Here is a 23,071-nt window from a genome sequence, read left to right as displayed (position 1 = left end):
ATAATCGTGTATCATACCTTTAATACACTAAGTTAATTATTTTATATATTCACTAAAAAGGATGCATCAAAATCATTTTTATACATCCTTTTTAGTGAATATATACTACTATTTTAAAACAAACATCTCGACTTAAGAGCGCTCACAAATTAGCCTTCTACTATTTCAAACATATTTCCACTTACACAACTAATGAATAGTCCATTATTACCTTCCTCAATTGATACAATAAAATCTATTACAACAACATTTTTAGGGAGTTTAATTATATCTTTTACTTCACTACATTCAGCATCAAGTATTATCAATTCTAAATTTGAAGTTGCAATGTAAATTTCTCCATCTTTATATAACAGAACCTCTGTAATATCATGTAGAGTAGTATTGTTCCAAAGCACTTTACCTGTTTGAATATTAATACCACAAATTCTGCCTTCTCCTAAGGACAATACCATCATCTCTCCGATAAGAAATGGAGGCAATTCAATTTCAAAAGACATATTTACTTCATATAACTTTTGACCGCTCTTATGAATATGACGAAGAATAAGCCTGGCTCTAAAAAGGAGCAAGATTTTATTACAAATTTACACGCCACTTTAAAACCACTCGGCTTTAAGAAAAAAAGACATACATTTTTCAAAGCTGAAAACGGATTTTATAAGCTCATTAACATACAAAAAAGCCAGTTTGGAGATGATTTTTATATAAATATAGGAGTTCACCCTATCGGTCTCCCGCAGCTTATTACGAACCAATTACAAATAAAAGAAAACATTTCAATATTCGCTTGCATTCTACAAACAAGAATAGAGCCTATACATATCAAACAGAACCAGCTATTGCACAATGTTTCACATGAAACTATCAACATTCCGAATTACCTTTCTACTATTTTCGACTGGTTTCAAACGTGGGCATCTTATGAAAATTCAGTGGAAATAAATATACATTCCATTACTCCGGTACTAGCTGTCGTTCCAATATTAGAAGAAAAAGCGTTTCTACTTCTTACCTGTTTTTCTTTCTACAAATTAAAACAGTACGAACAAGCTAATCGCTACTTACAGCAATATTTACATTGCACCGTGCATCTGAATACCGAGGAAAAAGAGCCCATATTCTTTCACGAAGTTGATATGTATATGAAAAAACTAGTAGAAAGTACAATGTAATTTCACATTGTACTTTCTACTAGTGCTTTATATTCCTCTTGTAACTTTTTAAATCGTTCTTCATACTTTTGCATCTTCACAATATCCGTTTTTGAATTAAGGACTGGCCTTCTTCTCCCAGTCACCATTATATTTTTCCCATCTATTGCATCGTTCATATATACGTAAGGTTTAAAAGACTCGCATACCGTATATGGCAATGCTACAGAGAGTTTTGCATACTCTTCCACTTTAAATTGATTAGATAAGCTTAACTCCTTTAAATTTTTCAATTGCATTAACGGTTCTAATGAATCATCTTTAACCTTTAAATTCATCAAAGTAAGCTTTTGCAACTGCTGTAATTCAGCGAGTGGTTTTAAAGTTTGTACTTTCATCGCTGTATTTATTCCACCACCCATATAGAAGGTATTGAGTTGTGTGCACTTACTTAAAGCACTTAAATCTTCTAACTTAGAAAAATCATCAATTAGTAAGGATTTGAGTTTTTTATTATAATCAATATCCCATAACGTCTTCGCTTTTGTATTCCAGCACATATACAACTGTTGTAAATTGGACAATTTCTGAAGGCTACTTAAATCCTCGACCCTCATTTTGTAAACGTATAATATATCGGGACAAACATACGTAAGAATATGATCAAACTGCTTTTGATTTACTGTGAACACCCATAATTTTTTAACTTTCAAAGATGCTAGTCGTTCTATATTTTTTGTTTTCCCCTCAATCGCTACTTCTTCTAAATCACCAGCTATACTTGCTAAGTCTTTCATAATCTTCGGCTGATCACCAATCGGAAACATGTTATCCCCCCTACAACTCCCAAGTAATATTCATTTCTTCAAATGAGTCCTTACTAACTTCCAATCCTTCGCTATCTTCCGTTCCAATCATTGCTACTTCTTCTTTAGACAACTTAATTTCCTCATTTGGCCTTTGGATTTTTTTCTCATACACGAGTTGTAAAAGCTCTATTTGTTCCTCTGTCAGTTCATACTCTTCTTCTAGTCTTTCCATTGCTGATTCTGTATCAAGTAATGGAATTTCTAATAAGAATCCGCCGTGCTCTTCCATCTCTTCAAATGAATCAATTGAATACGCACCGCTATCCTCAATCCAAAATGCAGTTGTAATCAAAGGAACTGTTTCGCCTTCTACTTCTTCTAATACGTATTGAAGTGCTTCTTCTTTCGCAATATCTATTACTTCCGAAGGTGCCCCTTCAAAAAATTTTTTCGCATCAATCCACTCATCAATTCTCTCGCTATTCACATCTTGAAGACATACAATCGTGTAATTCGGATGAAACGTAATTGTCCCTTGTCCCCCTTGGCTATCTTGCATACTATAGTTAAATCCATCCCATGAACTTTCATGTGAGAAATCTGGACAATGCGCTACATTAATTGCATGGGCAATCGAATTTAAAACGCATCCTTTCCATAATTGTTCTCTATCTATATGTAATTTATATTTACTCATCATCTTCCCCCATGCGCATATTTTTTTCTATTATCTTTCCTCTACACAATACTTGTAAATACTTTTCTATCTACTACAAAATAAAAAAGACAATACACCCCACTGTATTGTCCATTTTCTTCCCTACCATTTCTCTCTACACGTCTCAATTAAATGCAGTAAATACCTCTTCGTCATATCTGCTCTTCTCCACCTTGAGAGCATTCTCTTTTCTTTTGGATTGTGCCGTATTCTCGCTACTTCTTTTAATAAAAGCGCCCATTCTTCCGCTGAACGTTCTGACAAGTATTGCAATCCTCTATCTTTTGAAACGATTGTTTTATGATCTAGTGTATATAAAATACGTCCCATCGTAACGACAGCTGATTCTACCCACTCTTCTATAAAAAATAAATATGGCTTCTTCGCCTTTTCACTCCAGTACTGTTCTACGTTGTATTTCATCGTATTTACTACATCATTCCATTGTATTTGCAGCGGAAGATCTTCTGCTTCTTTTCCTGTAACTGTAATGCCTTGATTTTTCAACGTCCACCATGTGACCGCATTAATGTCCCAATGACCAACATTAGCTTTACCATCTGCACAATACACGTACTCGTTCATTTCATCATTGTATTTCCCTAAGTCAGCAAGCGGAATATACATACCGTCCATTCTTTTACCTAGCGTATTGTCACTAAGTTTCTTATGTAGTTCCACAAGCTGCTGTTTTTCAGCTTCATTCACGGAATCATTTATCACTGTAACAAAATCAACATCGCTCGTTTCCTTATGAAATGCACCTAGTGCGATGGATCCGTAAATATATACCCCGACTATTTTTTCATCCAAAAAAATTTCTTTTAATTCTACTGTGTACCGCTCCATTAACTGTTGTACTTCCGTTGGTAACGCATGCTTCACTCCATTTTTCATATCTATCCCTCCAATAAAAAAGCCTTTGCAAATTCGCAAAGACTTCTTGTTTTATAAATATTTCTCGATTTCTTCATAAACATCCTTCAAACGAGGATTTCCTTCTCCAACAATTTCTCCATTTACAAGAACGACCGGATAAAATAAATCTTCTTCCACTACGCGCTCAGCGAATGCTTTTTTATCTGCATCTTCTTGTTCTTCTTGGAAATCAATATACTCGAAATTAAATTTATTTTCTTGTCCTTCATATTTACGACCAATTGCCGCTTGTAACCATTCAAACGTTTCTGTTGAAGATGGCATTCCGACGCAGCTCGCACAAATTACTTTCGTCCCATACACTTGAACATTAACCATTTCTTCTCCCCCACTTCTTGTCCCAACAGTATATTCAGATGTCTTATTACATAAGCACATCATTTTACAAACTTATTCCATACCCCTATACTGAAAAAACACGATACAATATTTCGACAATAAAACAAGAAGAGAAAAAATAGATTTTCCCCTCTATCTTGATTATAATAAAACTGATGAAAGGAGTCGATAAAAATGGAAAACCCACATATGCAAGAACAAGTATTAGAAGTATTAGATAAATTACGTCCATTCTTACTTCGCGATGGCGGAGACGTTGAATTAGTAGACATTGAAGAAGGTATCGTAAAACTACGCCTTATGGGTGCATGCGGAAGCTGCCCAAGTTCTACAATCACACTAAAAGCTGGTATCGAGCGCGCGTTACTTGAAGAAGTACCAGGCGTTATCGAAGTAGAACAAGTATTTTAATCTAAAAGCGGAAGCGGCTCGTTCAAAGTCACTTGCTAAAAGGAGACCAAATTTGGTCTCCTTTTTTTATTCAAATCACATTTATCCGTTAACATCATAAAACAAAATTGGAAATCCTTCTCAAAAAATGCGATAATTAATACTATATAGTGAATCGTTCACACATATACAGTAAAAAAACATAGGGGGACGACAGATGCCAAAAATGGGGAACACTTTTGTAACAATTCAAGAACTAGAAAAGAAAAAAGAGTATTTATTAGGCCTTTCATCCGTTATACCAACATGGAATACAAGCTATCAATTTTTATTTAAAGAAATCCAGCAAGAATTATTGGGTAAAGTAAATGAAAAGCTCGAAAGGCATAAATTCGTTTTAAATATATGTACAGATCAACAGGTAGGGGCATAATGTATTACATAAAATTGTGGTATATAAAAAAGAGACCTCACTCGGTCTCTTTTTTATATTTTTAAGATAACCAATCTAATTTTCTAATCCCGAGCTTATCTACCGGTAAACGAAGTGAGCCATAAAAATGCTTCATAAATTGCTCTGAGCGGTTCACATCGTGTAAAATGGCTTCTAAGCGATCTCTATATATGCTTTTTTGTTCTTCGTTTCCAGTTTGGTAATATCGTTCGACCGTTTCAAAATAGTGAAGCGGGAACAGGAGCCTTGCAAATAATAAGCGCCAACCAAATGAGGACAGCGAGTAATTTCGTTCATAATCTGTAACAAATTGAACAATTGTTTGATCCCAGTCTTTCTTTTTTTCAATCATCATATAGCGAATCCATTCTGCTATATCTCGAGTTGGGTGATCATACACCCAATCAAAAGGAAGTTTGAGACGCTTCGTTTGATGCCATAATAAAGGTGTGAATCGTTCTTGGCAAATTGTCGCTGCATCCGTTAGTTGCGGCGTATCATCCATTTCTGTATCAACAACATATTGAATGGCATTTTCTGCAACTCCTAAGTAATACGGGAAGGATTCAATAAACAATTGATCGAATACGTCTGTAGGGTGGTTCATCACTTGTGATTGCCAAAACTTTTCTAACTGATCGAGTCTCTTTTCCCATAACGCTTTCCATTCACCAATGCGGCTTAATTGCTCGATTTCTTCTGGAAAGAATGCACCTCGTTTATGGAATATAGAAAGTTCACTTCCTAATGACGTAGCATGTCGTTCTAACGCTCGCATACCTTTTAATAAGCAGTAATTTTGTTCTTCTATCTCACTTACATAGTAGCCGTGTATAGTTGGAACGAAAGTCGCTACAGTTATATCCCCTTGCTGGTTCATATAGTCACTGAGCTTTTTCATCTCTACAAGTACTTCTTCCTCCATTTCTCCAATTGGAACAAGTACATAAATTTTGTTGCGAATCCAAAAGCTTTTATAGGGGCCAAGGGGGATTAATTCTTTAACATGCATGTGATAATGCTCATAAATATGCTGAATCATCGCAGTCGCCACCTATGGTTTTTCTTTATATATATGAGCTTGTGCTCGCCTTTCATTCCTATGCACAGGATAAAGCAACGAAACGTATACAAATACTAAAAAGAAAAAAAGGTGATAAACATGAAAGAATCAAATCAACTACAAGAAAGAGCATTACAACTATTACAAGAACGTGGTGTAACAATTGACGATATTGCTGAACTTGTTCATTTTCTTCAAAAAAAATATCATCCAAATTTAGAGATGTCAGAATGCCGTTACAATGTAGAACGTGTACTATCAAAACGTGAAGTACAAAACGCACTGATTACTGGTATCGAACTTGATGTCCTTGCTGAAAAGGGAATGCTAAGTGAACCGTTACAAGATATTGTAAAACGTGATGAAGGCTTATACGGAATTGATGAAGTTATCGCACTTTCTATCGTAAACGTGTACGGCTCTATCGGTTTCACGAACTTTGGATATATTGATAAATTAAAACCTGGTATTTTAGAATACTTAAATGATAAATCAACTGGAAAAGTGCACACATTCCTTGACGATATCGTTGGCGGAATTGCTGCCGCAGCTTCAAGCCGTTTAGCGCACCGAGCTGAGCACTCAGAATAATAATGTTTTCTAGGCCGTCAGTTTCATGCTGACGGCCTTTCGTATTCCATAAGCATAAATTCTCTTCCGCGACTCAAAAAAATAGTCCCTTGTTTAAATCCGATATTTTTATATACCGTAATCGCTCTTGTATTAAATGTTGCTACGCTTAATCGAAACATTTTTGCATTAAACTCTTTCGTGGCAAACGCTATTCCAGCTTGGAAGAATTCTTTCCCTATTCCCTTCCCAGTTAACGCCGGCTTCATGCCAAGTCCGATATCAATCACATCTTCTCCACCATATAAATTAGCATCTCTTCCACCTGGCACTTGTGCATTTGCTCCAAAACAAAAATAACCGATGAGGTCTCCTTGATCGTCACAACAGCCATAATACGTTCCATCTAATAGCTCTTCTATTACTTCTTTCTCGCCTGAAAAACTATATAAACTATAAGGTTCCTCGTACGTCCAAGTATTTATCTCATTTGCTTCTTCCTCTGTTAACTTATGTATATCCACTTTCTCTTTCCCCCTATTATATTTCTATTAACAATATTCGATATTCATCTTATAATTCATCTTTCTCAATATATTTTTTAATTTCTCGCTTTATTTTTATGGAAGATTTTTCTTATTATGTTACGATTAAACAGAATCATTACAAATAAGGTGGTGACAATTTGAATTACTTTTCTTATCTCTCCTCGGAAGAACGGCAAAATTTTTTCTATAAAGAACCCCTTAGTTTTTCAAAAAATATAGGGAAAGAACAACTAGCTTACGCACTAGGTGCCACACTATATACTCCCGGCACGAAAGAAACGATTGCGGAAGATATAATTAGAAAGAAACATGTGGATGCTACCTCAATTATTCTTTGTCTAGAGGACGCTATCAGCGATGAGGAAGTAAAACTTGCAGAGCAAAACCTCGTCGTTCAAATACAGCAAATCGCTAACTTAGTCAGTGCCAACATACTAAACCAAGCAGACATCCCACTTCTTTTTATTAGAGTTCGACAGCCAAGTCAAATGAAGACAATTGTTACTGAATTAGGTAGTGCTGTTCATTGTTTATGTGGTTTTGTCTTTCCAAAATTCACACCGATTAACGGAAAGACTTATATCGATCAGCTTGCATATATAAACGAGTTATACTCATTATCGCTATATGGCATGCCGATTTTAGAATCACCCGAAATTATGTATAAGGAAACACGGGCAGAATCATTATTACAAATAAAAAATTTACTAGATTCTTATCACGATTACATCTTAAATGTACGTATTGGTGCTACTGATTTTTCAAGTATATTTAGTATTCGGCGCAATAAATACACACCTATCTATCATATTACTGTTGTCCGTGATTGTATTTCAGACATTATTAACGTTTTCTCAAGGGCAACAAATGAATATATTATTTCAGGATGTGTATGGGAATATTTTTCTAATGATCATGAAGAAGGGCTTATTCAAGAGGTATCACTTGACCATGCAAATGGCTTAATCGGAAAGACAGTTATTCACCCATCTCATATTAAAGTTGTACAGGCAATGCACATTGTCACAATGGAAGATTATTTAGATGCGAGATCAATTTTACAAAATGCAGATACGTATAATGGAGTGCTAAAAAGCAGTTTTTCTAACAAAATGAATGAAGTAAAACCTCATTATAGCTGGGCTCGCAAAACCATTTTAAAATCTAATATTTACGGGGTGCTACATGAAAACAAACAATTCACCGATCTCCTTATTACAAACGCAAAGCAACACGTATAACGTTTTAAATAATATACAAGTCCATGTAGAAGTACGTGATAATCCATATAATTTAGCGCTAGACAATCTTTTTCAAATGGCTGCGAGAATAAATAAGAAACGTAGTTTTTTATTTGTGAGTACAATCCTTGGAAAGCATCTTCCTATTAAACCTGCAGTCTCTCTATCAAGTGGAGTTGCTCTCGCTGCAAGATATATGGAAATACTACATAATATTTCTCATCCATTTCGAAAAGAAATTTTAAATCTCATTTCATTAGAAATTGATGAAATCCCAGAGGAAGTATTTCGTTATCAATATCCTCTGCAAGAAGAAGTTTTGTTCATCGGATTCGCTGAAACAGCGACAGCACTTGGTCATTCTATGTTTCAATGCTTTCAAAATGCAAAGTATGTGCATACAACTAGGGAATCGATACCCCACCTAGAATCTGTCATTACATTTGAGGAAGAACATTCTCATGCAACATCGCACCGTTGTTATGTAGATGAAAGCTTTTTTCAAAACAACAACCCGATTGTTCTCGTAGATGATGAGATGACAACAGGAAAAACAGCATTAAATATTATTAGATCTATTCAAAATAAATTCCCACGAGAAGAATATATAATTGCTTCTTTATTAGACTGGCGTTCTCATACTAATAGAAAACAATTTAAACAATTAGAAGAAGAACTTCAAATTAAGGTTCATGTTATTTCTTTATTAGAAGGCAGTATTCATACAACTGGCCAACCATTAAATATTGCAAAAAAAGAGATTCAAATTGAAGAAACAAAACCTGATTTCAAAAAACATACCCTTACCTGCCTAAAATCACCCTATACATCAAATTATATAAAATATACTGGGCGATTTGGCATTTCAGCATATGAACAAAAGCACATTCATTCTTTCGCCCAAGAAGCAGGAAAAACTTTAAAAAGAGAAAGAATGGGAAAACGAACACTCTGTCTCGGAACGGGTGAATTTATGTATATCCCAATGAAAATTGCTGATGAAATGGGTGAAAATATTTTATATCAATCTACAACAAGAAGCCCTATCCATTCTGTTTCAAATGATGTGAACTACGCCATTCATAATCATTTCTCATATCCAAGTCCTGAAGATTCTACTATTACAAATTACTTTTATAATATTTCACCTCATGATTACGATGAAGTATTTGTTTTCATTGAGCGTGATTTAGGGGAAGAAGCCCTATCTCCTCTTCTACAGCAGTTACAAACAGTTATTCCTTTTATTCATATCGTCTCATTTTCAAATAGCATAGAAAAGGAAGGTTGATAATTATGGTAAAATTAAATTCTCATATTAGTAGTTACAATCCAAATGATGCTATTTTTCTATTAAAAGATATTAGTGATTTAATGAAAGAAAGTTCCACGGAAACTAGAGAACAATCAATTCAAGCTGGCACACATTATTCCGAAATGTTACCAATGGAATATAAACCATCTAAAGCGTATATGGATTTATTCTTTTCTTCCCTGCAACAATATAAACACAAACTAGCCATCGCTGTTGGAGTTGTCGCCGAACAGATTATACAAACTAAAGGAACTAACCTTGTCTTCGTTTCATTAGCTCGTGCTGGTACACCTATTGGCATTCTTATCAAACGCTACATACGCTATCAATACAACCTTGATGTACCTCACTATTGTATTTCTATTGTTCGCGGACGCGGTATTGATGAAAATGCACTCCATTATATTTTGGAACATCACCCTAAAGAAACAATTCAATTCATTGATGGGTGGACTGGAAAAGGTGCAATAAAAAAAGAATTAGAATATGCAGTACACACATTTAACGAACGAAATAATACACACATTTCTCATTGTATGGCTGTGCTTGCTGATCCCGGTTACTGTACTTCAATTTACGGTACACGTGAAGATTTTCTTATTCCTAGCGCTTGCTTAAATGCAACAGTCTCTGGACTAATTAGCCGCACTGTACTAAATGACACCTATATCGGTCCAAATGATTTTCATGGTGTTAAATATTATAAAGAGCTAGAACAAGAAGACTTATCAAATTTCTTCGTTGATGAGGTAACAGAGTTATTCCCTTCTGTTCATTCTCATATAGATAATCAATTACGTTATATTACTTCAACTTACACTGATCCCTCTTGGCAAGGATTAAAAGATATACAGTCTATCCAAAATCACTTTGAAATTGACGATATTAACTTAATTAAACCAGGAGTCGGTGAAACAACTCGTGTATTACTCCGGAGAATACCGTGGAAAATTTTAATACGTAAGCAAAACAATCCCGATTTAAAGCATATTTTACTTCTCGCTAAAGAAAAGAATGTCCCAATTGAAATCTATGAGAATATGGCTTATTCATGTTGCGGGCTCATTAAGCCTCTTAGGAAGGAAACAATATGATTTTCGCCAGTGATCTTGATCAGACGCTTATTTATTCCCGGAAATCGTTTCGTGCCCCTATAGAAGATGAATCAATTCAACTCATTGAAACTTTAGATGGGAAAGAAATTTCTTTCATATCACATAAAACCATTTCACTACTAAAAAAATTACAACTGCACTCACATTTCATCCCAGTTACAACAAGAACTATTAAGCAGTTTCAGCGTATTGCTTTATTCCAAAACGAAATCATTCCCGAATACGCCATTACAAGTAACGGCGGCAATATCCTTCATAATGGGAAACAAGATGGTACTTGGAACAGGACAGTAAAAGAAAGACTATCGGTTGAATGTATAGAGAGAAACGACATACTAAAGGAATTTGGACAAATAGCTCATAAAGATTGGGTTATATCGCAAAAAACAGCTGATGATCTATTCCATTATTGCATTATTAAACGGGAGAACATTCCTTATGATGAATTATCATCCTTCACTTCCTGGTTAGACAAACAAGGCTGGAATCATTCACTTCAAGGTAGAAAGCTATACTTTGTACCAAAACCAATTAATAAATGGGACGCCGTGCAATATATAAAAGAAATTTTGCAAATAGATACGATTATTACAGCTGGGGATTCTTTACTTGATTTATGCATGCTTGAAAAGGCGAACCATGCCTTCGCACCACTTCATGGTGAGTTAGGGGCAATGCATGATAGCTTACAACCCCATATTTTAAAAACAGACGCAATCGGCATATATGCCGCAGAAGAAATCGTAAATAAATCACTTCAAATTATTCACAGTTCATTACCTACCTCATGATCATCATATGCACAATTGCATACGCACCGCGGTTAAACAGATGGTACAATTTATTTGAATCGCTGTTGCTACACTTCTTGATTAGAGAAAAGGCGTTAACACGGAAATTAGCGTCTTATCAACCTCAAGCAATTGGCACATTTTGTCATCTTAAAAGACACTCCAACGAGTGTCTTTTTTTCTATATCTCACAAGGACTTACTCATTTCAAAGCATAAATACATAAAATAATGTAAATCATGACACGCATGAATCACTTTCTAAAAGTTATAAAGTAGATTCAAAATAAAAAAGCACTCTTAACTAGAGTGCTTTTTACTTTCAAACAAGGAGGCTACATATATGGATAGTACTCTCGTATTTAACTTTGGCATTGGTATTGTTATCATTTTATTCGTCTTCTTTGTACTTTGTATGAGCGGGGTATAAAAAGGCGATTTTCGAGCGTCTTTTTATACATACATATGTATTACTTGACTTCTATAAAAGTAGTAACCATAATAGTTACAGAAATACAAATAGCTATTCACATATCCACAAATAGGAGGAAGAAAAATGAAACATGTAATCGTTTATGCACACCCGAATACAGAAAGCTTCAACCATGCGATTTTAGAAACGGTAAAAAGTGAATTAGAAGGAAAAGGTCACGAAGTACGCGTTCGCGATCTATACGAATTAAACTTTAATCCAGTATTAAGCGCTTCCGATTTCATCTCATTTTCTCAAGGAAATACACCAGAAGATATTAAAGAAGAACAAGAACATATCTCTTGGGCTGACAGCATTACATTCATTTATCCAGTGTGGTGGGCGGGACTTCCTGCTATTTTAAAAGGATACGTTGACCGTGTATTTAGCCATGGATTTGCTTATGCTTACGGTGAAAACGGCATTGAAAAGTTATTAAGCGGTAAAAAAGGATTGTTATTATCTACAATGGGCAATACGAAAGAGGCATACACAGCAGGTGGCATGTTTGATGCAATGAAGAAAACAGCGGATGTTGGTATTTTTGAATTCACAGGTATTGAAACAATTGAGCATACATTCTATACAAGTGTCCCTTCTGTGGATGACAGTGTGCGTAAGCAATATCTTGAAGAGGTTAAAGACGTTGTGAATCGTGCGTTTTAAATAAAGTTATATCAGCGATTTTCTAAATATATCAGCGCAACTCAGATTATATCGGCGATTTTTCAAATATATCGACTTACCGACAAAAATCGACACTAGTCACAACGAAATAAAAAAAAGCTGTTCCAAAGTTTGGAACAGCTTTCTTCATTACATCTTCTCAATCCACTCCGTCAAGTTATGCACAACTTGCGTTGGTTGTACTTCGTATTCTGTTAACTTCTCCACAGTTGTGACTCCAGTGTGGACAAGAAGGGTATGCATACCAGCATTTATTCCTGCTAAAATGTCTGTATCGTAGTTATCCCCAACCATTAATGCTTCATTCTTTTCTATGCCAAGCACTTTCAAAGCTTGTTCCATAATGATTGATTCTGGTTTTCCGATAAAGATTGGATCCACACCTGTTGATACTGCTACAACTGATGTTAATGAACCATTACCTGGTAATAACCCTCGCTCAGTTGGGATGGCAATATCCCCATTTGTAGAAATAAACGTCGCGCCATTACGCACAGCAAGACACGCTTTTGCTAATTTTTCATATGTGATGTCACGATCTAAACCAACAACAACGAAATCAGGATTTTCATCCACAAGTTCAAATCCTTTTTCCACAAGTGCATCGTGTAAGCCTTCTTCACCAATCATATATACAGTTGCGTCTTGTTTACGTTCATAAATGAAGTTCGCAGTCGCCATACTCGTTGTGAATACTTGCTCCGCTTTCGCCGGAATATCGAAACGAACAAGCTTTTCTGCCACTTGTTCTGGTTTGCGAGTTGAGTTATTCGTAACGAATAAATATGGAATGTCGCGCTCTCCTAATGCTTTTACGAAGTCGCTTGCTTCTTCAATTTGTTCTTCTCCACGATACATCGTACCGTCTAAGTCAATTAAGTAACCTTTATACATCGATTATGTCTCTCCTTCTATGCTAACGTTCTCACCTTATCATACCACTCTTATATTACCCGCTTTTCCAAAAGAAAAAAACGCTTTACCTTAAAGCGCCCCATAACGTTCATTTTTTCTCTTTTATTTGATAAGAACAACTACAATCGCCCTCGCACATATTTGCTAGCGTTTTCACTTCTGCGTTCGTAAATAAACGCTTATACATTTCTTTTTCATCTTCACACACTTGCGGGAATCTCTCGGCAATTTCCTTTAACGGACAGTTTTGTTTTTCAATTACGAAAGATTTCTCTCCATCTCTCTTTATTTGAACCATATAACCATTTTTCTCTTGCATAGCTGCTATCTCTTGCACTTTATATGCTAAATTCTTTTGATTATTCACTCTCTTTTGTAACTGTTCTTCCATTCGCTTCGTTCTCTCTTTTAAAACGTAACGAAGTATTTTTTCATCGCCCATTCGAGCTAAATCTTCTAGCATATCAATCGCAAATTGCTTATACTCTTTCGGGAATGTATCTTCTCCCTTTTCGCTTAATCCATACAAATAAGTTGGTCTTCCGACATGTTGCCTTACCATCTTAGAATAAATGAGTCCATCTTTCTCAAGATTACTTAAATGTCTTCGAATCGCCATTTCTGTAATCTCTAAAACGTCAGCTAGTTCCGCTACCGTGTGCTCTCCCTTTACTTTCAACAATTGTACAATCTCGTCTTTCGTAGTACGTGCTTCCCCCATACTTCACCCTTCTCCCTTTTCTTTCTCACATACAATATAAGATCCCCAAAAGGCATTCTCTGGGGATCTTATAAGCATAATTATTCTGGTACAAATGCAGATACAGGTCCTAATTCCTTTTCTAAATAACTGCGAATATTTGCTGGGTATTTCTCTACCACTGCAATATGTTTTTGAATCATCTTATATAATTCATCATGATTCATTTGAATATAATCTTGCGTAAGCATTTTTCGAAGAAGGATAATTTCTTTCATCCCTTGTCCATCTTCTTCACTTATCACTCGCTCGTCCATTAAAATATCAATAATATCTTCATAGCTTCCTGGATCGCGCATAATAAATCCATCAATCATCGCATTTCCTACATCTAATACACAATCAATAATAAGATGGGCTATGCGCTCTAATGCGTAAAATTCAAACTCGGTTTCATATATCTTTTTCTCTTGAAATGTACTTGTTGCTCGTTCTAAACATACTAGCATTTGTTCTATTTTCTTTCTGTCTACAAAATACATGAATGTCACCTACCTGGAAATTAAAGCATTTACATTTTAATTGTAACGCTTTCTTCTGAAAAAATCGACAATTTTTCGAATTCACCTTTTCTCCGTTATTTGTTATAGTTATATTTGTATGATTTTTGAAATTGGAGGAATGGAATCTTGGAACGTGAACTCGCACTAGAAATTGTCCGTGTAACAGAAGCAGCAGCCTTAGCATCCGCACAGTGGATGGGCCGCGGAAAGAAAAATGAAGCAGATGATGCAGCAACTACAGCAATGCGTGATATGTTCGATTCAGTAAACATGGCAGGTACAGTTGTAATTGGTGAAGGAGAACTTGATGAAGCACCGATGTTGTATATTGGTGAAGAACTAGGAACAGGTAACGGTCCAGAAGTAGATATCGCCGTTGATCCATTAGAAGGTACAAACATCGTTGCAAAAGGTCTTGCAAATGCAATGGCAGTTATTGCAATCGCAGACAAAGGGAACCTTCTTCATGCTCCTGATATGTACATGGAAAAAATCGCGGTTGGTCCAAAAGCAGCTGGTAAAATTAGCTTAGATGATCCAATTGAAAAAACAATTGAAATTGTAGCAGAAGCTAACAATAAAAAGATTCGCGATCTAACAGTTATCGTTCAAGAACGTGAACGTCATCAAGATATTATTGACCGTGTTCGTGCAAAAGGTGCACGCGTAAAATTATTTGGTGACGGTGATGTTGGTGCGTCAATCGCAACAGCACTACCTGGAACGGGTATCGACTTATTCGTAGGTATTGGCGGAGCTCCAGAAGGTGTTATTTCTGCAGCAGCATTAAAATGCCTTGAAGGTGAAATGCAAGCTCGCTTAGTTCCAATGAACGAAGAAGAAGAAGCTCGTTGTCGTGAAATGGGATTAGAAGACCCTCGTCAACTTCTTATGTTAGATGACTTAGTATCTGGGGATGATGCAATCTTCTCAGCAACTGGTGTATCTGCTGGTGAGTTATTAGACGGTGTTAAATTCCTTGGCGGAGATTTAGCTGAAACATACTCTATCGTAATGCGTTACAAAACAAGAACAGTACGATTCATTAAAACGCATCACCATTTAGATCATAAACCACACTTAAACTTAGATATTTAATAAAGGAGCCATGTGTATGGAAGAACGTTTCTTTCTGTACGACGATACTGTCGCTACAAAAACTCGTTTCGTTAGCTTTATGGGAGAAAATGAGCGTCACGATTTAGCGCTTTTATACTCCGATCGTCATTACGGTAAAACAATTGTCCTTGATATGCAACGCAATAAATTTGCAATCATCGGTGCTGACGATTTAAACGAACCAGGCTACTTAGAGCATGCATTTTCTATGACTGAAGAAATTGCAGAAGAATTACGCTCATTTTTATTTGAACTTATATAATTTATCGTATGCACCAGCTATTTTAGCTGGTGTTTTTTCATTAATAGAGTTTTGAATTTTCAATCTTTTGTGTTATAATGAAGAATAAATCTATTTGGATAGAAAGGACGTTATCTACGTATGCCAACAACTACTTTGTAATGGACCAGCAATTGGATAGCATTACTCTCAAAAAAGCACCGTGCTTTTTCAAGGGAGTAGTCTGCCCATTCCCATTACAAAGGAACGTATTGCATCTGTAGTATGATGTTTACGGAGGTTCCTCTTTGGGGACCTCCTTTTATTTTTGTCTTTTTCTCATGTCTTCATACTACAAGACATCCAAATAGCTGTATTACGTTTCTTTGCCACTACTATAAGAGGTGAAGGAAAATGCAGAAAGTACAACTTTCTTGGAGTTTATATGAAAACGAGCAAAACACAATCGAAAAATATTGTAAAAATTGCAGACGTACTACCCTATTTACCGATACAAATATTCGTAGGCATAACGCCAACGGAAAAAACATATACCGCTTTGCCATTTATAAATGTCCGAAAGACCATACGTGGAATCAAAAACTTCGTATTTATAAAGCATTTACTGATCACGTTGAAACGATCGATATGACTCAGCAAGATCAAACGGAAACAACTACTACCATTTCCATTACGCAACATCAAGAAAGCGGCATAACCGAAATCACGATCGTATTAGATATCGTTTTCGGTTCCCACCGCATCGATAAAGCCTTATCCACATATATTTCCGACTGGAGCCGTACACGCATTGTGGATAAAATTAAAAATGGGGATATTCAATTAAACGGACAACAAATGAAGCCAAATACAATACTTTCTGAAGGCGATTCTATTTCAATTTGTTTATAAGGGGGAGTTTCATGCTAAATGTGAGAAAAGGTACGATGAATTTATTAGACGAATTAGATGCAATGTATACAGAATGTAAAAAAGCACTCTTACAAAAGAAAATTTATCAATGGGATGATTCATATCCGACTCGAGAACATATTTCCTATCACTTAGAACAAGGTGAACTCTATTGCCTATTTGAGCATGATTCGCTTGTTGGTGCTGTTGTATTGAACGAATGGCAATCTCCCGAATACGCGCTTATTGATTGGTCAGAAACAGATGGATGTTTTCTTATCGTCCACTCTTTCGTCATCCATCCTTTCGCCCAAGGAAAAGGATATAGCAAAGTACTTTTATCCTTTTGGGAAAGTGAAGCGAAACGAAAAAACTATACCGGCATACGATTAGATGCTTTCACTGGCAATCCTGTCTCATTACGTTTGTATGAAAAGAATCATTATATTTGCCGAGGTGCTGTTTACTTTTCAAGTAAACAGCCTCCTCACAATTGGTATAACTGCTATGAAAAAATCCTCTTACAATTGTAAGAGGATTTTTTTATTTCTTCACTTTTCGTAATACAAAATGTGCGCAACCGAAGTTACAGTACTCGTATAAATACTCCGTTAACGTACTAATTTTCGTATCATATGTCGCACGTTGGTTACTATCATCAAAGAATCCTCGCAATCTAAGTTGCTCATATCCCCAGTCCCCAACGATGTAATCATATTTATTTAAAATTTCTGCATAGCGCTCTTTAAATGCTTCTTCACTAAAACCGTCACGAAAGTTTTTAATTACTTCGTACTGAACATTATTAATGCTCACCGTAGCATGAATCTCTTGCTTTTGCTCCATCATTAACTTCCTCTCTAAGCATTCTTCTTTTTATCGTATCACAAAGCATAACAACCAACAATTTCAAATACAAAAAATTGCAAATTAGTACATGCTATGGAGAAGGAGGTGATACATCGTGAAAAAACAAATTTTACTTTCCCTTCTCACTCTTTCCTTATTTGCAGGCTGCCAATCAGCGAACAAAGCTGAAATGGAACGTGAAGAAGGAAGCCGTGTTCTTGTTTCCAATAAAAACGACATGTATCATACGGAAAATACAAATACAAGACTCACAAGAGTCGGTTATTCTTCTAAACAAAAGCATGAAGTATCTAACAAACAAGTAGGGGCCATTAATCGCGAGAAGGTCGCTGAAATGATTACAAGCATGACAGTCAAACTTCCTGACGTTACAAACGCTGCTACACTCGTTACTGATGATGAAGTGTTCGTTGTATACCGTGCAAACACAACGGATCCAAAACTCGTAGCGGATCAAGTATATAGAGCTGCTTTGTCCATCGTTCCTCGCTATTATAAAGCATATGTATCAACAGACCAAAAGTTGATTTCTCAAATTCAAGGGCTTCAATCTGGCGCATTAAATGATACAGAATATACACAAAGCCTCGATATGTTAAAACGAGAAATGAGTAAAAATCCTCATTTGAACAATACGGGAGATCAGACTTTGAATGATATGATTAAAAAGTAAAACAGGTGGAGAAAATCTCCACCTGTTTTACTTTTTATTTTTTATTACGATCCGCATAAACCTCCATCGCATCACACATAAACTGCGCTAATCCCTCACCAAACTTATCAATATTTTTCGTAAAACGCTCATCAGCGACGTACATTTGACCGAGTCCTTTAAAAGCATCTAACGAATATTCACCGAAGTTTTGCAAGTAATCGTACCATACTTTAATAGCTGCCTGCGCCTCTTTAGAATCTGGTGCATCGTGTCTAAGCGTTGCTAAATTTCTATAAATAGCATTAAACTCCTCTTGGTTCTCTTTTGACATACCTTTTGCATATTCGTTCGCTTTATCTACAGCTGCGTCTCCCCATTTTTCACGTGCTTCTTCTTCATATGGGTTATGGCTGAAATCGAATCCTTCAAATTTCTCTTTATTCGTCATTTCAATCTCTCCTTTTGTATGCTGAATTGTTTTATCAATCGTCGCAATCACCTTATCTAATCTGGCACGCTTTTCAAGAAGCATCTTCTTATGAAGCTGTAGTGCCTCTTCGCGATCAAATGATGGACTCATGATAATCTCTTTAATTTTCTTCAAAGGGAAGCCAAGCTCTTTAAAAAACAAAATTTGCTGCAATGTCTCTAAATTTTCATTGGAATACAGACGATATCCAGACTCTGTCGTCTCGTCTGGGGTTAACAACCCAATTTCATCGTAATGATGCAGTGTGCGCACACTAATTCCAACTAAATCAGCTACTTCTTTTACTCTCATTGTCATTTGTATCTCCCCCTTAGTACATACGATAAAGTATGACGCAACGTTAGAGTCAATAAGTAAATTCATTTTCTTTCTAAAAGTTTCATCTCTCCCCTATTTCATGCATAATAGATATGTACATATATTAGAAAGCGGTGAAAGTATGGTTTCAAATACTGTAATTGCCAGCATCATTTTTCAACTTATTGTCTCGATTCTGGTCCCAATTATCGTACTCGTTTATTTCCGTAAAAAATATAATATGAATTGGAAAGTGGTCGGCGTTGGTGTTCTTATCTTTATCGGATTCACCCAAATTCTTGAAACACCATTCCACCTATTTATGCGCGGTAATCCAACAATCGCTCCATTTTTAGAAAATCCGTTTGTCTTCGCAATTTATGGCGGATTGACTGCTGGTATTTTTGAAGAATTAGGACGCTTCGTTGCCTTCTTCTTCTTACTAAAAAAATATCTAGAATATAAAGATGGCTTCGCTTATGGAATTGGTCACGGCGGAATTGAATCTATTTTAATTGGCGGTTTTTCTGCATTACAAGCATTAATCTTTGCTAATTCTATTAACGATGGTAGCTTCGCTCGACTGATTGAACAAAAACCCGAGCTTAGCATTTTACAGGACATGTTAATTCAGCAACCTGCCTACTTATACTTCCTTGGTAGCTTAGAAAGAATTATGGCACTCGTGCTTCAAATCGCCTTTACAATGCTTGTTTTATACGCAGTCAAACAGAAGAAATATATCTTCCTAGTATACGCTATACTATTCCACGCATTTGTAGACTTTTTCGCGGCACTTTACCAAACAAAAACAATCAATATCTTTGTTGCCGAAGGAATTACCCTTCTCTTCACAATTGGGGCTGTCGTTCTTATTCGCAAGATGAAAGCGAAATTAATGAGTGTGCCGGAGTAAAAAATAACCCACCGATTGGTGGGTTATTTTTTATGGATTGTCGCAATGGTGATAGCTTTTTCCTTCTTGCAGCTCCCTCTTTGTTTCTGCATCTATAACGATGTACTTATGGAACTCTTCTACTTCATTTTGAGTAAAAGAAGCGAAAAAATAAACTTGGCGATCAGGGTGAACAAAAAAATCTTGAAGCACCACTCTACTTCGACAACCGACAGCTGTTTTTTGCAGGAAAGAAAATTCCTCATCAGCCACTTCTTTAAATGAAATTTTTTTACGAACACTATATGCTGCATTTTTGTACTCTTTATAGATTTTCTTATCTAACTGTTTATAAAAAACATCCTCACTCACAAATGACTTATTTTGATTGCTTGGATAATTTAGTTTTCGGTTGGATTCTGCATATGTTGTGGACAATTGCGCAAGAAAACAAATAATGAATACGATACATATCATTTTTTTCATCATTGCACCTCAAATGTTCATTATCCACATTACTTTTCCACATATTTAAATCAATATACTGTTTCCAATAAAAAGGAATTATTTCTACATTTGTCGAAGTATATAGCGTCAACTTGAAAGATGGGGATGAATTATGAAGAAAATTATTATAATACGACATTGTTCAGCAATTGGGCAAAAACGTGATGATGAATTAACGACCGATGGAAAAGACCAAGCAAACACCCTTGCTACATTCCTCTTAGAAAATCATCTACAAATCGATCATATTATTTCAAGCCCATTTGTCCGAGCTATCGATTCCATTCGGCCCTATGCGCTCCAAGCTAACTTATCTATCCAAGAAGATGAACGATTAACTGAACGCATATTGAGCAACATTCCAATGGATGATTGGATGCAAAAACTAGAATCTACTTTTACAAATATAGATATTGCCTTTTCAGGCGGAGAGTCAACAAAACAAGCAACAGACCGGGCCCTATCGCTTATTCAAGACGTTTTACAATTAAACCATACGACAACACTACTTGTTACACATGGCAATTTACTTACACTCATTTTAAAGCATTTTGATCATACGATTGGCTTTAATGAATGGAGAACTTTAACGAATCCTGATATTTACGAAATTACAATCGACGAACAATGTATCATAAAACGCTTATGGGAAGCATCGTCCAAGTAATATCCCTTTCCAAAACATTCAGTTGACGCCACGAGAAGAGACTGTTCTAACAATAGAAAGGGGTATCATTTCATATGTACGAAGACGTACTTGCTTTACTACATAAAACAAATGTTTCTTATGAAAAATTCGAACACGAACCAGTACTCGATTATGAGACCGATCGGATCGTACGCGAGAGACTTGGCTTACAAGGCACCCCAAGTAAAAGCTTATTTTTAAAATCAAAGTCTGGAGATTATTACGTATTTTTTACGTTAGAGGGCACAAGGCTCAACCGGGGAGAGATGAAAGAACTATCAGGAGAACGCTTATCTCTCTGTTCTCCTGATGAACTGCGAGACAAAACTGGTTGTACGCCGGGATGTGTGGCTCCTTTCGGATATTCACACGATGTAACAATTATTGTGGATAACGCTATTTATACGTACGATAAAATTTTAATTACACCTGGTGTTCCTGAATTTACAATTGAATTATCCACAGAAGAATTAAAAAAGATTTTATTAACATGTCCAAATACCGTTTTAGAGTACAAACAAAAAGAGAGCTAATCATTAGCTCTCTTTTTTTCATTATTTAGCTTCTGCTGTTTTTTCTTTTGCAGAACGTACTTGCTCGTCCGCATGGTAAGAAGAACGCACAAGTGGGCCAGCTTCACAGTGGCTAAATCCTTTGCTAAGTGCAATTTCTTTAAGCTCTGCAAATTCTGCTGGTGGGTAATATTTAAGAACTGGTAAATGCTTCTTAGATGGTTGTAGGTATTGCCCAAGAGTTAAAATATCCACATTGTTTGCACGTAAGTCATCCATTGCTTCAATTAAATCTTCTCTCGTTTCACCTAAGCCCACCATAATGCTCGATTTAGTTGGAATATCAGGCTGCATTTCTTTCGCTCGACGTAAAAACTCTAATGAACGTTCATATTTTGCTCTAGCGCGAACTCGGTCAGATAATCGACGTACTGTTTCAATGTTATGGTTTAAAATATCTGGTTTTGCATCCATTAACATTTTTAAGTTTTCTTCTACTCCACCCATATCAGATGGTAATACTTCGATAGACGTGAATGGGTTTTTACGACGTACTGCGCGTACTGTTTCAGCAAAAACAGCTGCTCCCCCGTCCTTTAAATCATCACGTGCAACCGCTGTTATAACAACGTGCTTTAAGCCCATTTGTACTACTGAATCTGCTACGCGTTCTGGTTCTTGTAAATCAAGCTCAGTTGGTAAGCCTGTTTTAACCGCACAAAAACGACAAGCACGTGTACAAACCGCACCTAAAATCATAAATGTTGCTGTTTTTCTTACAGCCCAGCATTCATGAATATTCGGACATTTTGCCTCTTCACAAACGGTATGAAGATTCTTAGAACGCATCATTTTCTTTAAGCCTGTATAGTTTTCATTCGTGTTTAACTTAATTTTCAACCATTCGGGCTTGCGCTTATATTCTGTTTGTTTTGTCATGGTTATCAACTCCGCACAATATGAAATAGTTTACCGTGTTCGCTTCTTTCAATGTAACATATCTATTCTAACGTATGAAAGCGATTTGCTCAAATGAAGATTCTAAGATTTTTTCCAATCGTTCCCTATAATGAAATACTCCGTATATCCCACACTAAAAAGAGTGATGTTGTGAAAGGAGTCTA

Annotated in this window: 30 protein-coding genes and 1 pseudogene; 17 read left to right on the top strand and 14 right to left on the bottom strand. The window is 35.9% G+C overall.

From position 1 onward, the window contains the following. Window positions 1-149 precede the first annotated feature (149 nt). A pseudogene (locus tag ACTFRU_RS20310) lies at window positions 150-533 on the bottom strand (PQQ-binding-like beta-propeller repeat protein); the annotation flags it as partial. 3 nt (window positions 534-536) lie between these two features. Here ACTFRU_RS20310 and ACTFRU_RS20305 point away from each other — a divergent pair. Continuing rightward, on the top strand, window positions 537-1,175 hold the full coding sequence (locus ACTFRU_RS20305) for a DUF4304 domain-containing protein (protein ID WP_069604585.1): 639 nt from the start codon (window positions 537-539) through the stop codon (window positions 1,173-1,175). A gap of 2 nt (window positions 1,176-1,177) precedes the next feature. Here ACTFRU_RS20305 and ACTFRU_RS20300 read toward each other — a convergent pair whose 3' ends face one another. The 4 genes from ACTFRU_RS20300 to ACTFRU_RS20285 form a co-directional block, all read right to left on the bottom strand. Then, window positions 1,178-1,981, bottom strand: a complete 804-nt coding sequence (locus tag ACTFRU_RS20300) for a leucine-rich repeat domain-containing protein (protein WP_139019765.1) — start codon at window positions 1,979-1,981, stop codon at window positions 1,178-1,180. Window positions 1,982-1,991: 10 nt separating this feature from the next. Continuing rightward, window positions 1,992-2,660: a hypothetical protein gene (locus tag ACTFRU_RS20295; protein WP_076876496.1), complete on the bottom strand. Its 669-nt coding sequence runs from the start codon at window positions 2,658-2,660 to the stop codon at window positions 1,992-1,994. Window positions 2,661-2,783: 123 nt separating this feature from the next. Further along, entirely contained in the window at window positions 2,784-3,578 is a 795-nt protein-coding gene (locus ACTFRU_RS20290) for a nucleotidyltransferase domain-containing protein (protein ID WP_139019767.1), read from the bottom strand. A 51-nt stretch (window positions 3,579-3,629) separates the two neighbouring features. Continuing rightward, window positions 3,630-3,938: a YuzD family protein gene (locus ACTFRU_RS20285; RefSeq protein ID WP_000248588.1), complete on the bottom strand. Its 309-nt coding sequence runs from the start codon at window positions 3,936-3,938 to the stop codon at window positions 3,630-3,632. Between the two features lie 195 nt (window positions 3,939-4,133). Here ACTFRU_RS20285 and ACTFRU_RS20280 point away from each other — a divergent pair, with 195 nt between their 5' ends. Next, window positions 4,134-4,370 carry a NifU family protein gene (locus ACTFRU_RS20280; RefSeq protein WP_000431159.1) on the top strand — a complete coding sequence of 79 codons (237 nt, stop codon included), beginning with the start codon at window positions 4,134-4,136 and terminating at the stop codon, window positions 4,368-4,370. A gap of 196 nt (window positions 4,371-4,566) precedes the next feature. Continuing rightward, window positions 4,567-4,782, top strand: coding sequence for a carbonic anhydrase (locus tag ACTFRU_RS20275; protein WP_440037785.1), 216 nt, complete (start codon window positions 4,567-4,569; stop codon window positions 4,780-4,782). A 61-nt stretch (window positions 4,783-4,843) separates the two neighbouring features. Here ACTFRU_RS20275 and yutH read toward each other — a convergent pair whose 3' ends face one another. Further along, on the bottom strand, window positions 4,844-5,845 hold the full coding sequence (gene yutH / locus ACTFRU_RS20270; protein WP_000614215.1) for a spore coat putative kinase YutH: 1,002 nt from the start codon (window positions 5,843-5,845) through the stop codon (window positions 4,844-4,846). A 120-nt stretch (window positions 5,846-5,965) separates the two neighbouring features. On the opposite strand from yutH, the gene ACTFRU_RS20265 reads away from it, so the two are divergent. Continuing rightward, a complete protein-coding gene (locus ACTFRU_RS20265; RefSeq protein ID WP_000665103.1) occupies window positions 5,966-6,457 on the top strand; it encodes a phosphatidylglycerophosphatase A family protein in 492 nt (163 codons plus the stop codon). A 23-nt stretch (window positions 6,458-6,480) separates the two neighbouring features. On the opposite strand, the gene ACTFRU_RS20260 is transcribed toward ACTFRU_RS20265, so the two are convergent. Then, window positions 6,481-6,960 carry a GNAT family N-acetyltransferase gene (locus ACTFRU_RS20260; RefSeq protein WP_006918864.1) on the bottom strand — a complete coding sequence of 160 codons (480 nt, stop codon included), beginning with the start codon at window positions 6,958-6,960 and terminating at the stop codon, window positions 6,481-6,483. Between the two features lie 161 nt (window positions 6,961-7,121). On the opposite strand from ACTFRU_RS20260, the gene ACTFRU_RS20255 reads away from it, so the two are divergent. The 5 genes from ACTFRU_RS20255 to ACTFRU_RS20235 all read left to right on the top strand — a co-directional run bounded on the left by ACTFRU_RS20255 (window position 7,122) and on the right by ACTFRU_RS20235 (window position 12,583). Then, a complete protein-coding gene (locus ACTFRU_RS20255; protein WP_088361685.1) occupies window positions 7,122-8,225 on the top strand; it encodes an HpcH/HpaI aldolase/citrate lyase family protein in 1,104 nt (367 codons plus the stop codon). Continuing rightward, window positions 8,170-9,516, top strand: coding sequence for a phosphoribosyltransferase family protein (locus tag ACTFRU_RS20250; RefSeq protein ID WP_033692011.1), 1,347 nt, complete (start codon window positions 8,170-8,172; stop codon window positions 9,514-9,516). Before ACTFRU_RS20255 ends, ACTFRU_RS20250 begins: the two co-directional genes overlap by 56 nt. 5 nt (window positions 9,517-9,521) lie before the next feature. Next, window positions 9,522-10,634 carry a cysteine protease StiP family protein gene (locus tag ACTFRU_RS20245; protein ID WP_088361686.1) on the top strand — a complete coding sequence of 371 codons (1,113 nt, stop codon included), beginning with the start codon at window positions 9,522-9,524 and terminating at the stop codon, window positions 10,632-10,634. Then, window positions 10,631-11,446, top strand: a complete 816-nt coding sequence (locus ACTFRU_RS20240; protein WP_049107544.1) for an HAD family hydrolase — start codon at window positions 10,631-10,633, stop codon at window positions 11,444-11,446. The genes ACTFRU_RS20245 and ACTFRU_RS20240 overlap by 4 nt, the downstream gene beginning before the upstream one ends. Window positions 11,447-12,001: 555 nt before the next feature. After that, entirely contained in the window at window positions 12,002-12,583 is a 582-nt protein-coding gene (locus ACTFRU_RS20235; RefSeq protein WP_000683448.1) for an NAD(P)H-dependent oxidoreductase, read from the top strand. A gap of 150 nt (window positions 12,584-12,733) precedes the next feature. Here ACTFRU_RS20235 and ACTFRU_RS20230 read toward each other — a convergent pair whose 3' ends face one another. The 3 genes from ACTFRU_RS20230 to ACTFRU_RS20220 form a co-directional block, all read right to left on the bottom strand. Beyond that, window positions 12,734-13,498: a TIGR01457 family HAD-type hydrolase gene (locus tag ACTFRU_RS20230; RefSeq protein WP_006918861.1), complete on the bottom strand. Its 765-nt coding sequence runs from the start codon at window positions 13,496-13,498 to the stop codon at window positions 12,734-12,736. A 109-nt stretch (window positions 13,499-13,607) separates the two neighbouring features. Beyond that, the gene (locus ACTFRU_RS20225) at window positions 13,608-14,240 is read right to left on the bottom strand and encodes a helix-turn-helix transcriptional regulator (protein ID WP_440019423.1); all 633 of its coding nucleotides are present in this window, start codon (window positions 14,238-14,240) and stop codon (window positions 13,608-13,610) included. A gap of 80 nt (window positions 14,241-14,320) precedes the next feature. Beyond that, the gene (locus ACTFRU_RS20220; protein ID WP_163093232.1) at window positions 14,321-14,761 is read right to left on the bottom strand and encodes a DUF86 domain-containing protein; all 441 of its coding nucleotides are present in this window, start codon (window positions 14,759-14,761) and stop codon (window positions 14,321-14,323) included. A gap of 147 nt (window positions 14,762-14,908) precedes the next feature. On the opposite strand from ACTFRU_RS20220, the gene glpX reads away from it, so the two are divergent. From glpX to ACTFRU_RS20200, 4 genes are all read left to right on the top strand, one after another. Further along, on the top strand, window positions 14,909-15,880 hold the full coding sequence (glpX, locus tag ACTFRU_RS20215; RefSeq protein ID WP_000439090.1) for a class II fructose-bisphosphatase: 972 nt from the start codon (window positions 14,909-14,911) through the stop codon (window positions 15,878-15,880). 16 nt (window positions 15,881-15,896) lie between these two features. Continuing rightward, a complete protein-coding gene (locus ACTFRU_RS20210; protein ID WP_000392606.1) occupies window positions 15,897-16,163 on the top strand; it encodes a DUF3055 domain-containing protein in 267 nt (88 codons plus the stop codon). A 372-nt stretch (window positions 16,164-16,535) separates the two neighbouring features. Then, the gene (locus tag ACTFRU_RS20205) at window positions 16,536-17,033 is read left to right on the top strand and encodes a cytoplasmic protein (protein WP_047792133.1); all 498 of its coding nucleotides are present in this window, start codon (window positions 16,536-16,538) and stop codon (window positions 17,031-17,033) included. Between the two features lie 11 nt (window positions 17,034-17,044). After that, window positions 17,045-17,566 carry a GNAT family N-acetyltransferase gene (locus ACTFRU_RS20200; RefSeq protein ID WP_006918856.1) on the top strand — a complete coding sequence of 174 codons (522 nt, stop codon included), beginning with the start codon at window positions 17,045-17,047 and terminating at the stop codon, window positions 17,564-17,566. 10 nt (window positions 17,567-17,576) lie between these two features. Here the strand turns inward: ACTFRU_RS20200 and ACTFRU_RS20195 are convergent, their stop codons facing one another. Beyond that, window positions 17,577-17,879, bottom strand: coding sequence for a YutD family protein (locus ACTFRU_RS20195; protein ID WP_000435943.1), 303 nt, complete (start codon window positions 17,877-17,879; stop codon window positions 17,577-17,579). A 118-nt stretch (window positions 17,880-17,997) separates the two neighbouring features. Between ACTFRU_RS20195 and ACTFRU_RS20190 the strand changes: the two genes are divergently transcribed. Next, complete coding sequence (locus ACTFRU_RS20190; RefSeq protein WP_000744132.1) at window positions 17,998-18,576, top strand: YhcN/YlaJ family sporulation lipoprotein; 579 nt, start codon at window positions 17,998-18,000, stop codon at window positions 18,574-18,576. 34 nt (window positions 18,577-18,610) lie between these two features. On the opposite strand, the gene ACTFRU_RS20185 is transcribed toward ACTFRU_RS20190, so the two are convergent. Beyond that, entirely contained in the window at window positions 18,611-19,345 is a 735-nt protein-coding gene (locus ACTFRU_RS20185; protein ID WP_000178775.1) for a MerR family transcriptional regulator, read from the bottom strand. Window positions 19,346-19,445: 100 nt separating this feature from the next. Between ACTFRU_RS20185 and ACTFRU_RS20180 the strand changes: the two genes are divergently transcribed. Beyond that, the gene (locus tag ACTFRU_RS20180) at window positions 19,446-20,261 is read left to right on the top strand and encodes a YhfC family intramembrane metalloprotease (RefSeq protein WP_002164635.1); all 816 of its coding nucleotides are present in this window, start codon (window positions 19,446-19,448) and stop codon (window positions 20,259-20,261) included. Between the two features lie 30 nt (window positions 20,262-20,291). Here the strand turns inward: ACTFRU_RS20180 and ACTFRU_RS20175 are convergent, their stop codons facing one another. Beyond that, the gene (locus tag ACTFRU_RS20175; protein ID WP_000738181.1) at window positions 20,292-20,726 is read right to left on the bottom strand and encodes a hypothetical protein; all 435 of its coding nucleotides are present in this window, start codon (window positions 20,724-20,726) and stop codon (window positions 20,292-20,294) included. A 133-nt stretch (window positions 20,727-20,859) separates the two neighbouring features. Here ACTFRU_RS20175 and ACTFRU_RS20170 point away from each other — a divergent pair, with 133 nt between their 5' ends. Both ACTFRU_RS20170 and ACTFRU_RS20165 read left to right on the top strand, forming a co-directional pair. After that, the gene (locus tag ACTFRU_RS20170; RefSeq protein WP_000720176.1) at window positions 20,860-21,414 is read left to right on the top strand and encodes a histidine phosphatase family protein; all 555 of its coding nucleotides are present in this window, start codon (window positions 20,860-20,862) and stop codon (window positions 21,412-21,414) included. Window positions 21,415-21,488: 74 nt separating this feature from the next. Beyond that, window positions 21,489-21,968, top strand: a complete 480-nt coding sequence (locus tag ACTFRU_RS20165) for a YbaK/EbsC family protein (RefSeq protein ID WP_000272746.1) — start codon at window positions 21,489-21,491, stop codon at window positions 21,966-21,968. A 21-nt stretch (window positions 21,969-21,989) separates the two neighbouring features. On the opposite strand, the gene lipA is transcribed toward ACTFRU_RS20165, so the two are convergent. Beyond that, window positions 21,990-22,886 carry a lipoyl synthase gene (gene lipA, locus ACTFRU_RS20160; RefSeq protein WP_000166372.1) on the bottom strand — a complete coding sequence of 299 codons (897 nt, stop codon included), beginning with the start codon at window positions 22,884-22,886 and terminating at the stop codon, window positions 21,990-21,992. Window positions 22,887-23,071: the final 185 nt, after the last annotated feature.

It is taken from the genome of Bacillus cereus group sp. MYBK220-1, assembly GCF_051916445.1.
GTDB classification, from domain to species: domain Bacteria; phylum Bacillota; class Bacilli; order Bacillales; family Bacillaceae_G; genus Bacillus_A; species Bacillus_A cereus.
Note: the sequence above shows the minus strand (reverse complement) of the source record. Positions and strands in the feature narration are given on the sequence as shown.

What these genes read in the sequence shown, in the direction of transcription:
- ACTFRU_RS20305 (WP_069604585.1), top strand. Translation starts at nt 537, where the DNA reads ATGACGAAGAATAAGCCTGGCTCTAAAAAGGAGCAAGATTTTATTACA.
- ACTFRU_RS20275 (WP_440037785.1), top strand. Translation starts at nt 4,567, where the DNA reads ATGCCAAAAATGGGGAACACTTTTGTAACAATTCAAGAACTAGAAAAG.
- ACTFRU_RS20185 (WP_000178775.1), bottom strand. Translation starts at nt 19,345, where the DNA reads ATGACAATGAGAGTAAAAGAAGTAGCTGATTTAGTTGGAATTAGTGTG.
- ACTFRU_RS20200 (WP_006918856.1), top strand. Translation starts at nt 17,045, where the DNA reads ATGCTAAATGTGAGAAAAGGTACGATGAATTTATTAGACGAATTAGAT.
- ACTFRU_RS20205 (WP_047792133.1), top strand. Translation starts at nt 16,536, where the DNA reads ATGCAGAAAGTACAACTTTCTTGGAGTTTATATGAAAACGAGCAAAAC.
- ACTFRU_RS20180 (WP_002164635.1), top strand. Translation starts at nt 19,446, where the DNA reads ATGCATAATAGATATGTACATATATTAGAAAGCGGTGAAAGTATGGTT.
- ACTFRU_RS20280 (WP_000431159.1), top strand. Translation starts at nt 4,134, where the DNA reads ATGGAAAACCCACATATGCAAGAACAAGTATTAGAAGTATTAGATAAA.
- lipA (WP_000166372.1), bottom strand. Translation starts at nt 22,886, where the DNA reads ATGACAAAACAAACAGAATATAAGCGCAAGCCCGAATGGTTGAAAATT.
- yutH (WP_000614215.1), bottom strand. Translation starts at nt 5,845, where the DNA reads ATGATTCAGCATATTTATGAGCATTATCACATGCATGTTAAAGAATTA.
- ACTFRU_RS20165 (WP_000272746.1), top strand. Translation starts at nt 21,489, where the DNA reads ATGTACGAAGACGTACTTGCTTTACTACATAAAACAAATGTTTCTTAT.
- ACTFRU_RS20250 (WP_033692011.1), top strand. Translation starts at nt 8,170, where the DNA reads ATGAAAACAAACAATTCACCGATCTCCTTATTACAAACGCAAAGCAAC.
- ACTFRU_RS20240 (WP_049107544.1), top strand. Translation starts at nt 10,631, where the DNA reads ATGATTTTCGCCAGTGATCTTGATCAGACGCTTATTTATTCCCGGAAA.
- ACTFRU_RS20290 (WP_139019767.1), bottom strand. Translation starts at nt 3,578, where the DNA reads ATGAAAAATGGAGTGAAGCATGCGTTACCAACGGAAGTACAACAGTTA.
- ACTFRU_RS20220 (WP_163093232.1), bottom strand. Translation starts at nt 14,761, where the DNA reads ATGTATTTTGTAGACAGAAAGAAAATAGAACAAATGCTAGTATGTTTA.
- ACTFRU_RS20245 (WP_088361686.1), top strand. Translation starts at nt 9,522, where the DNA reads ATGGTAAAATTAAATTCTCATATTAGTAGTTACAATCCAAATGATGCT.
- ACTFRU_RS20225 (WP_440019423.1), bottom strand. Translation starts at nt 14,240, where the DNA reads ATGGGGGAAGCACGTACTACGAAAGACGAGATTGTACAATTGTTGAAA.
- ACTFRU_RS20195 (WP_000435943.1), bottom strand. Translation starts at nt 17,879, where the DNA reads ATGGAGCAAAAGCAAGAGATTCATGCTACGGTGAGCATTAATAATGTT.
- ACTFRU_RS20210 (WP_000392606.1), top strand. Translation starts at nt 15,897, where the DNA reads ATGGAAGAACGTTTCTTTCTGTACGACGATACTGTCGCTACAAAAACT.
- ACTFRU_RS20230 (WP_006918861.1), bottom strand. Translation starts at nt 13,498, where the DNA reads ATGTATAAAGGTTACTTAATTGACTTAGACGGTACGATGTATCGTGGA.
- ACTFRU_RS20170 (WP_000720176.1), top strand. Translation starts at nt 20,860, where the DNA reads ATGAAGAAAATTATTATAATACGACATTGTTCAGCAATTGGGCAAAAA.
- ACTFRU_RS20300 (WP_139019765.1), bottom strand. Translation starts at nt 1,981, where the DNA reads ATGTTTCCGATTGGTGATCAGCCGAAGATTATGAAAGACTTAGCAAGT.
- ACTFRU_RS20235 (WP_000683448.1), top strand. Translation starts at nt 12,002, where the DNA reads ATGAAACATGTAATCGTTTATGCACACCCGAATACAGAAAGCTTCAAC.
- ACTFRU_RS20295 (WP_076876496.1), bottom strand. Translation starts at nt 2,660, where the DNA reads ATGAGTAAATATAAATTACATATAGATAGAGAACAATTATGGAAAGGA.
- ACTFRU_RS20175 (WP_000738181.1), bottom strand. Translation starts at nt 20,726, where the DNA reads ATGAAAAAAATGATATGTATCGTATTCATTATTTGTTTTCTTGCGCAA.
- ACTFRU_RS20265 (WP_000665103.1), top strand. Translation starts at nt 5,966, where the DNA reads ATGAAAGAATCAAATCAACTACAAGAAAGAGCATTACAACTATTACAA.
- ACTFRU_RS20285 (WP_000248588.1), bottom strand. Translation starts at nt 3,938, where the DNA reads ATGGTTAATGTTCAAGTGTATGGGACGAAAGTAATTTGTGCGAGCTGC.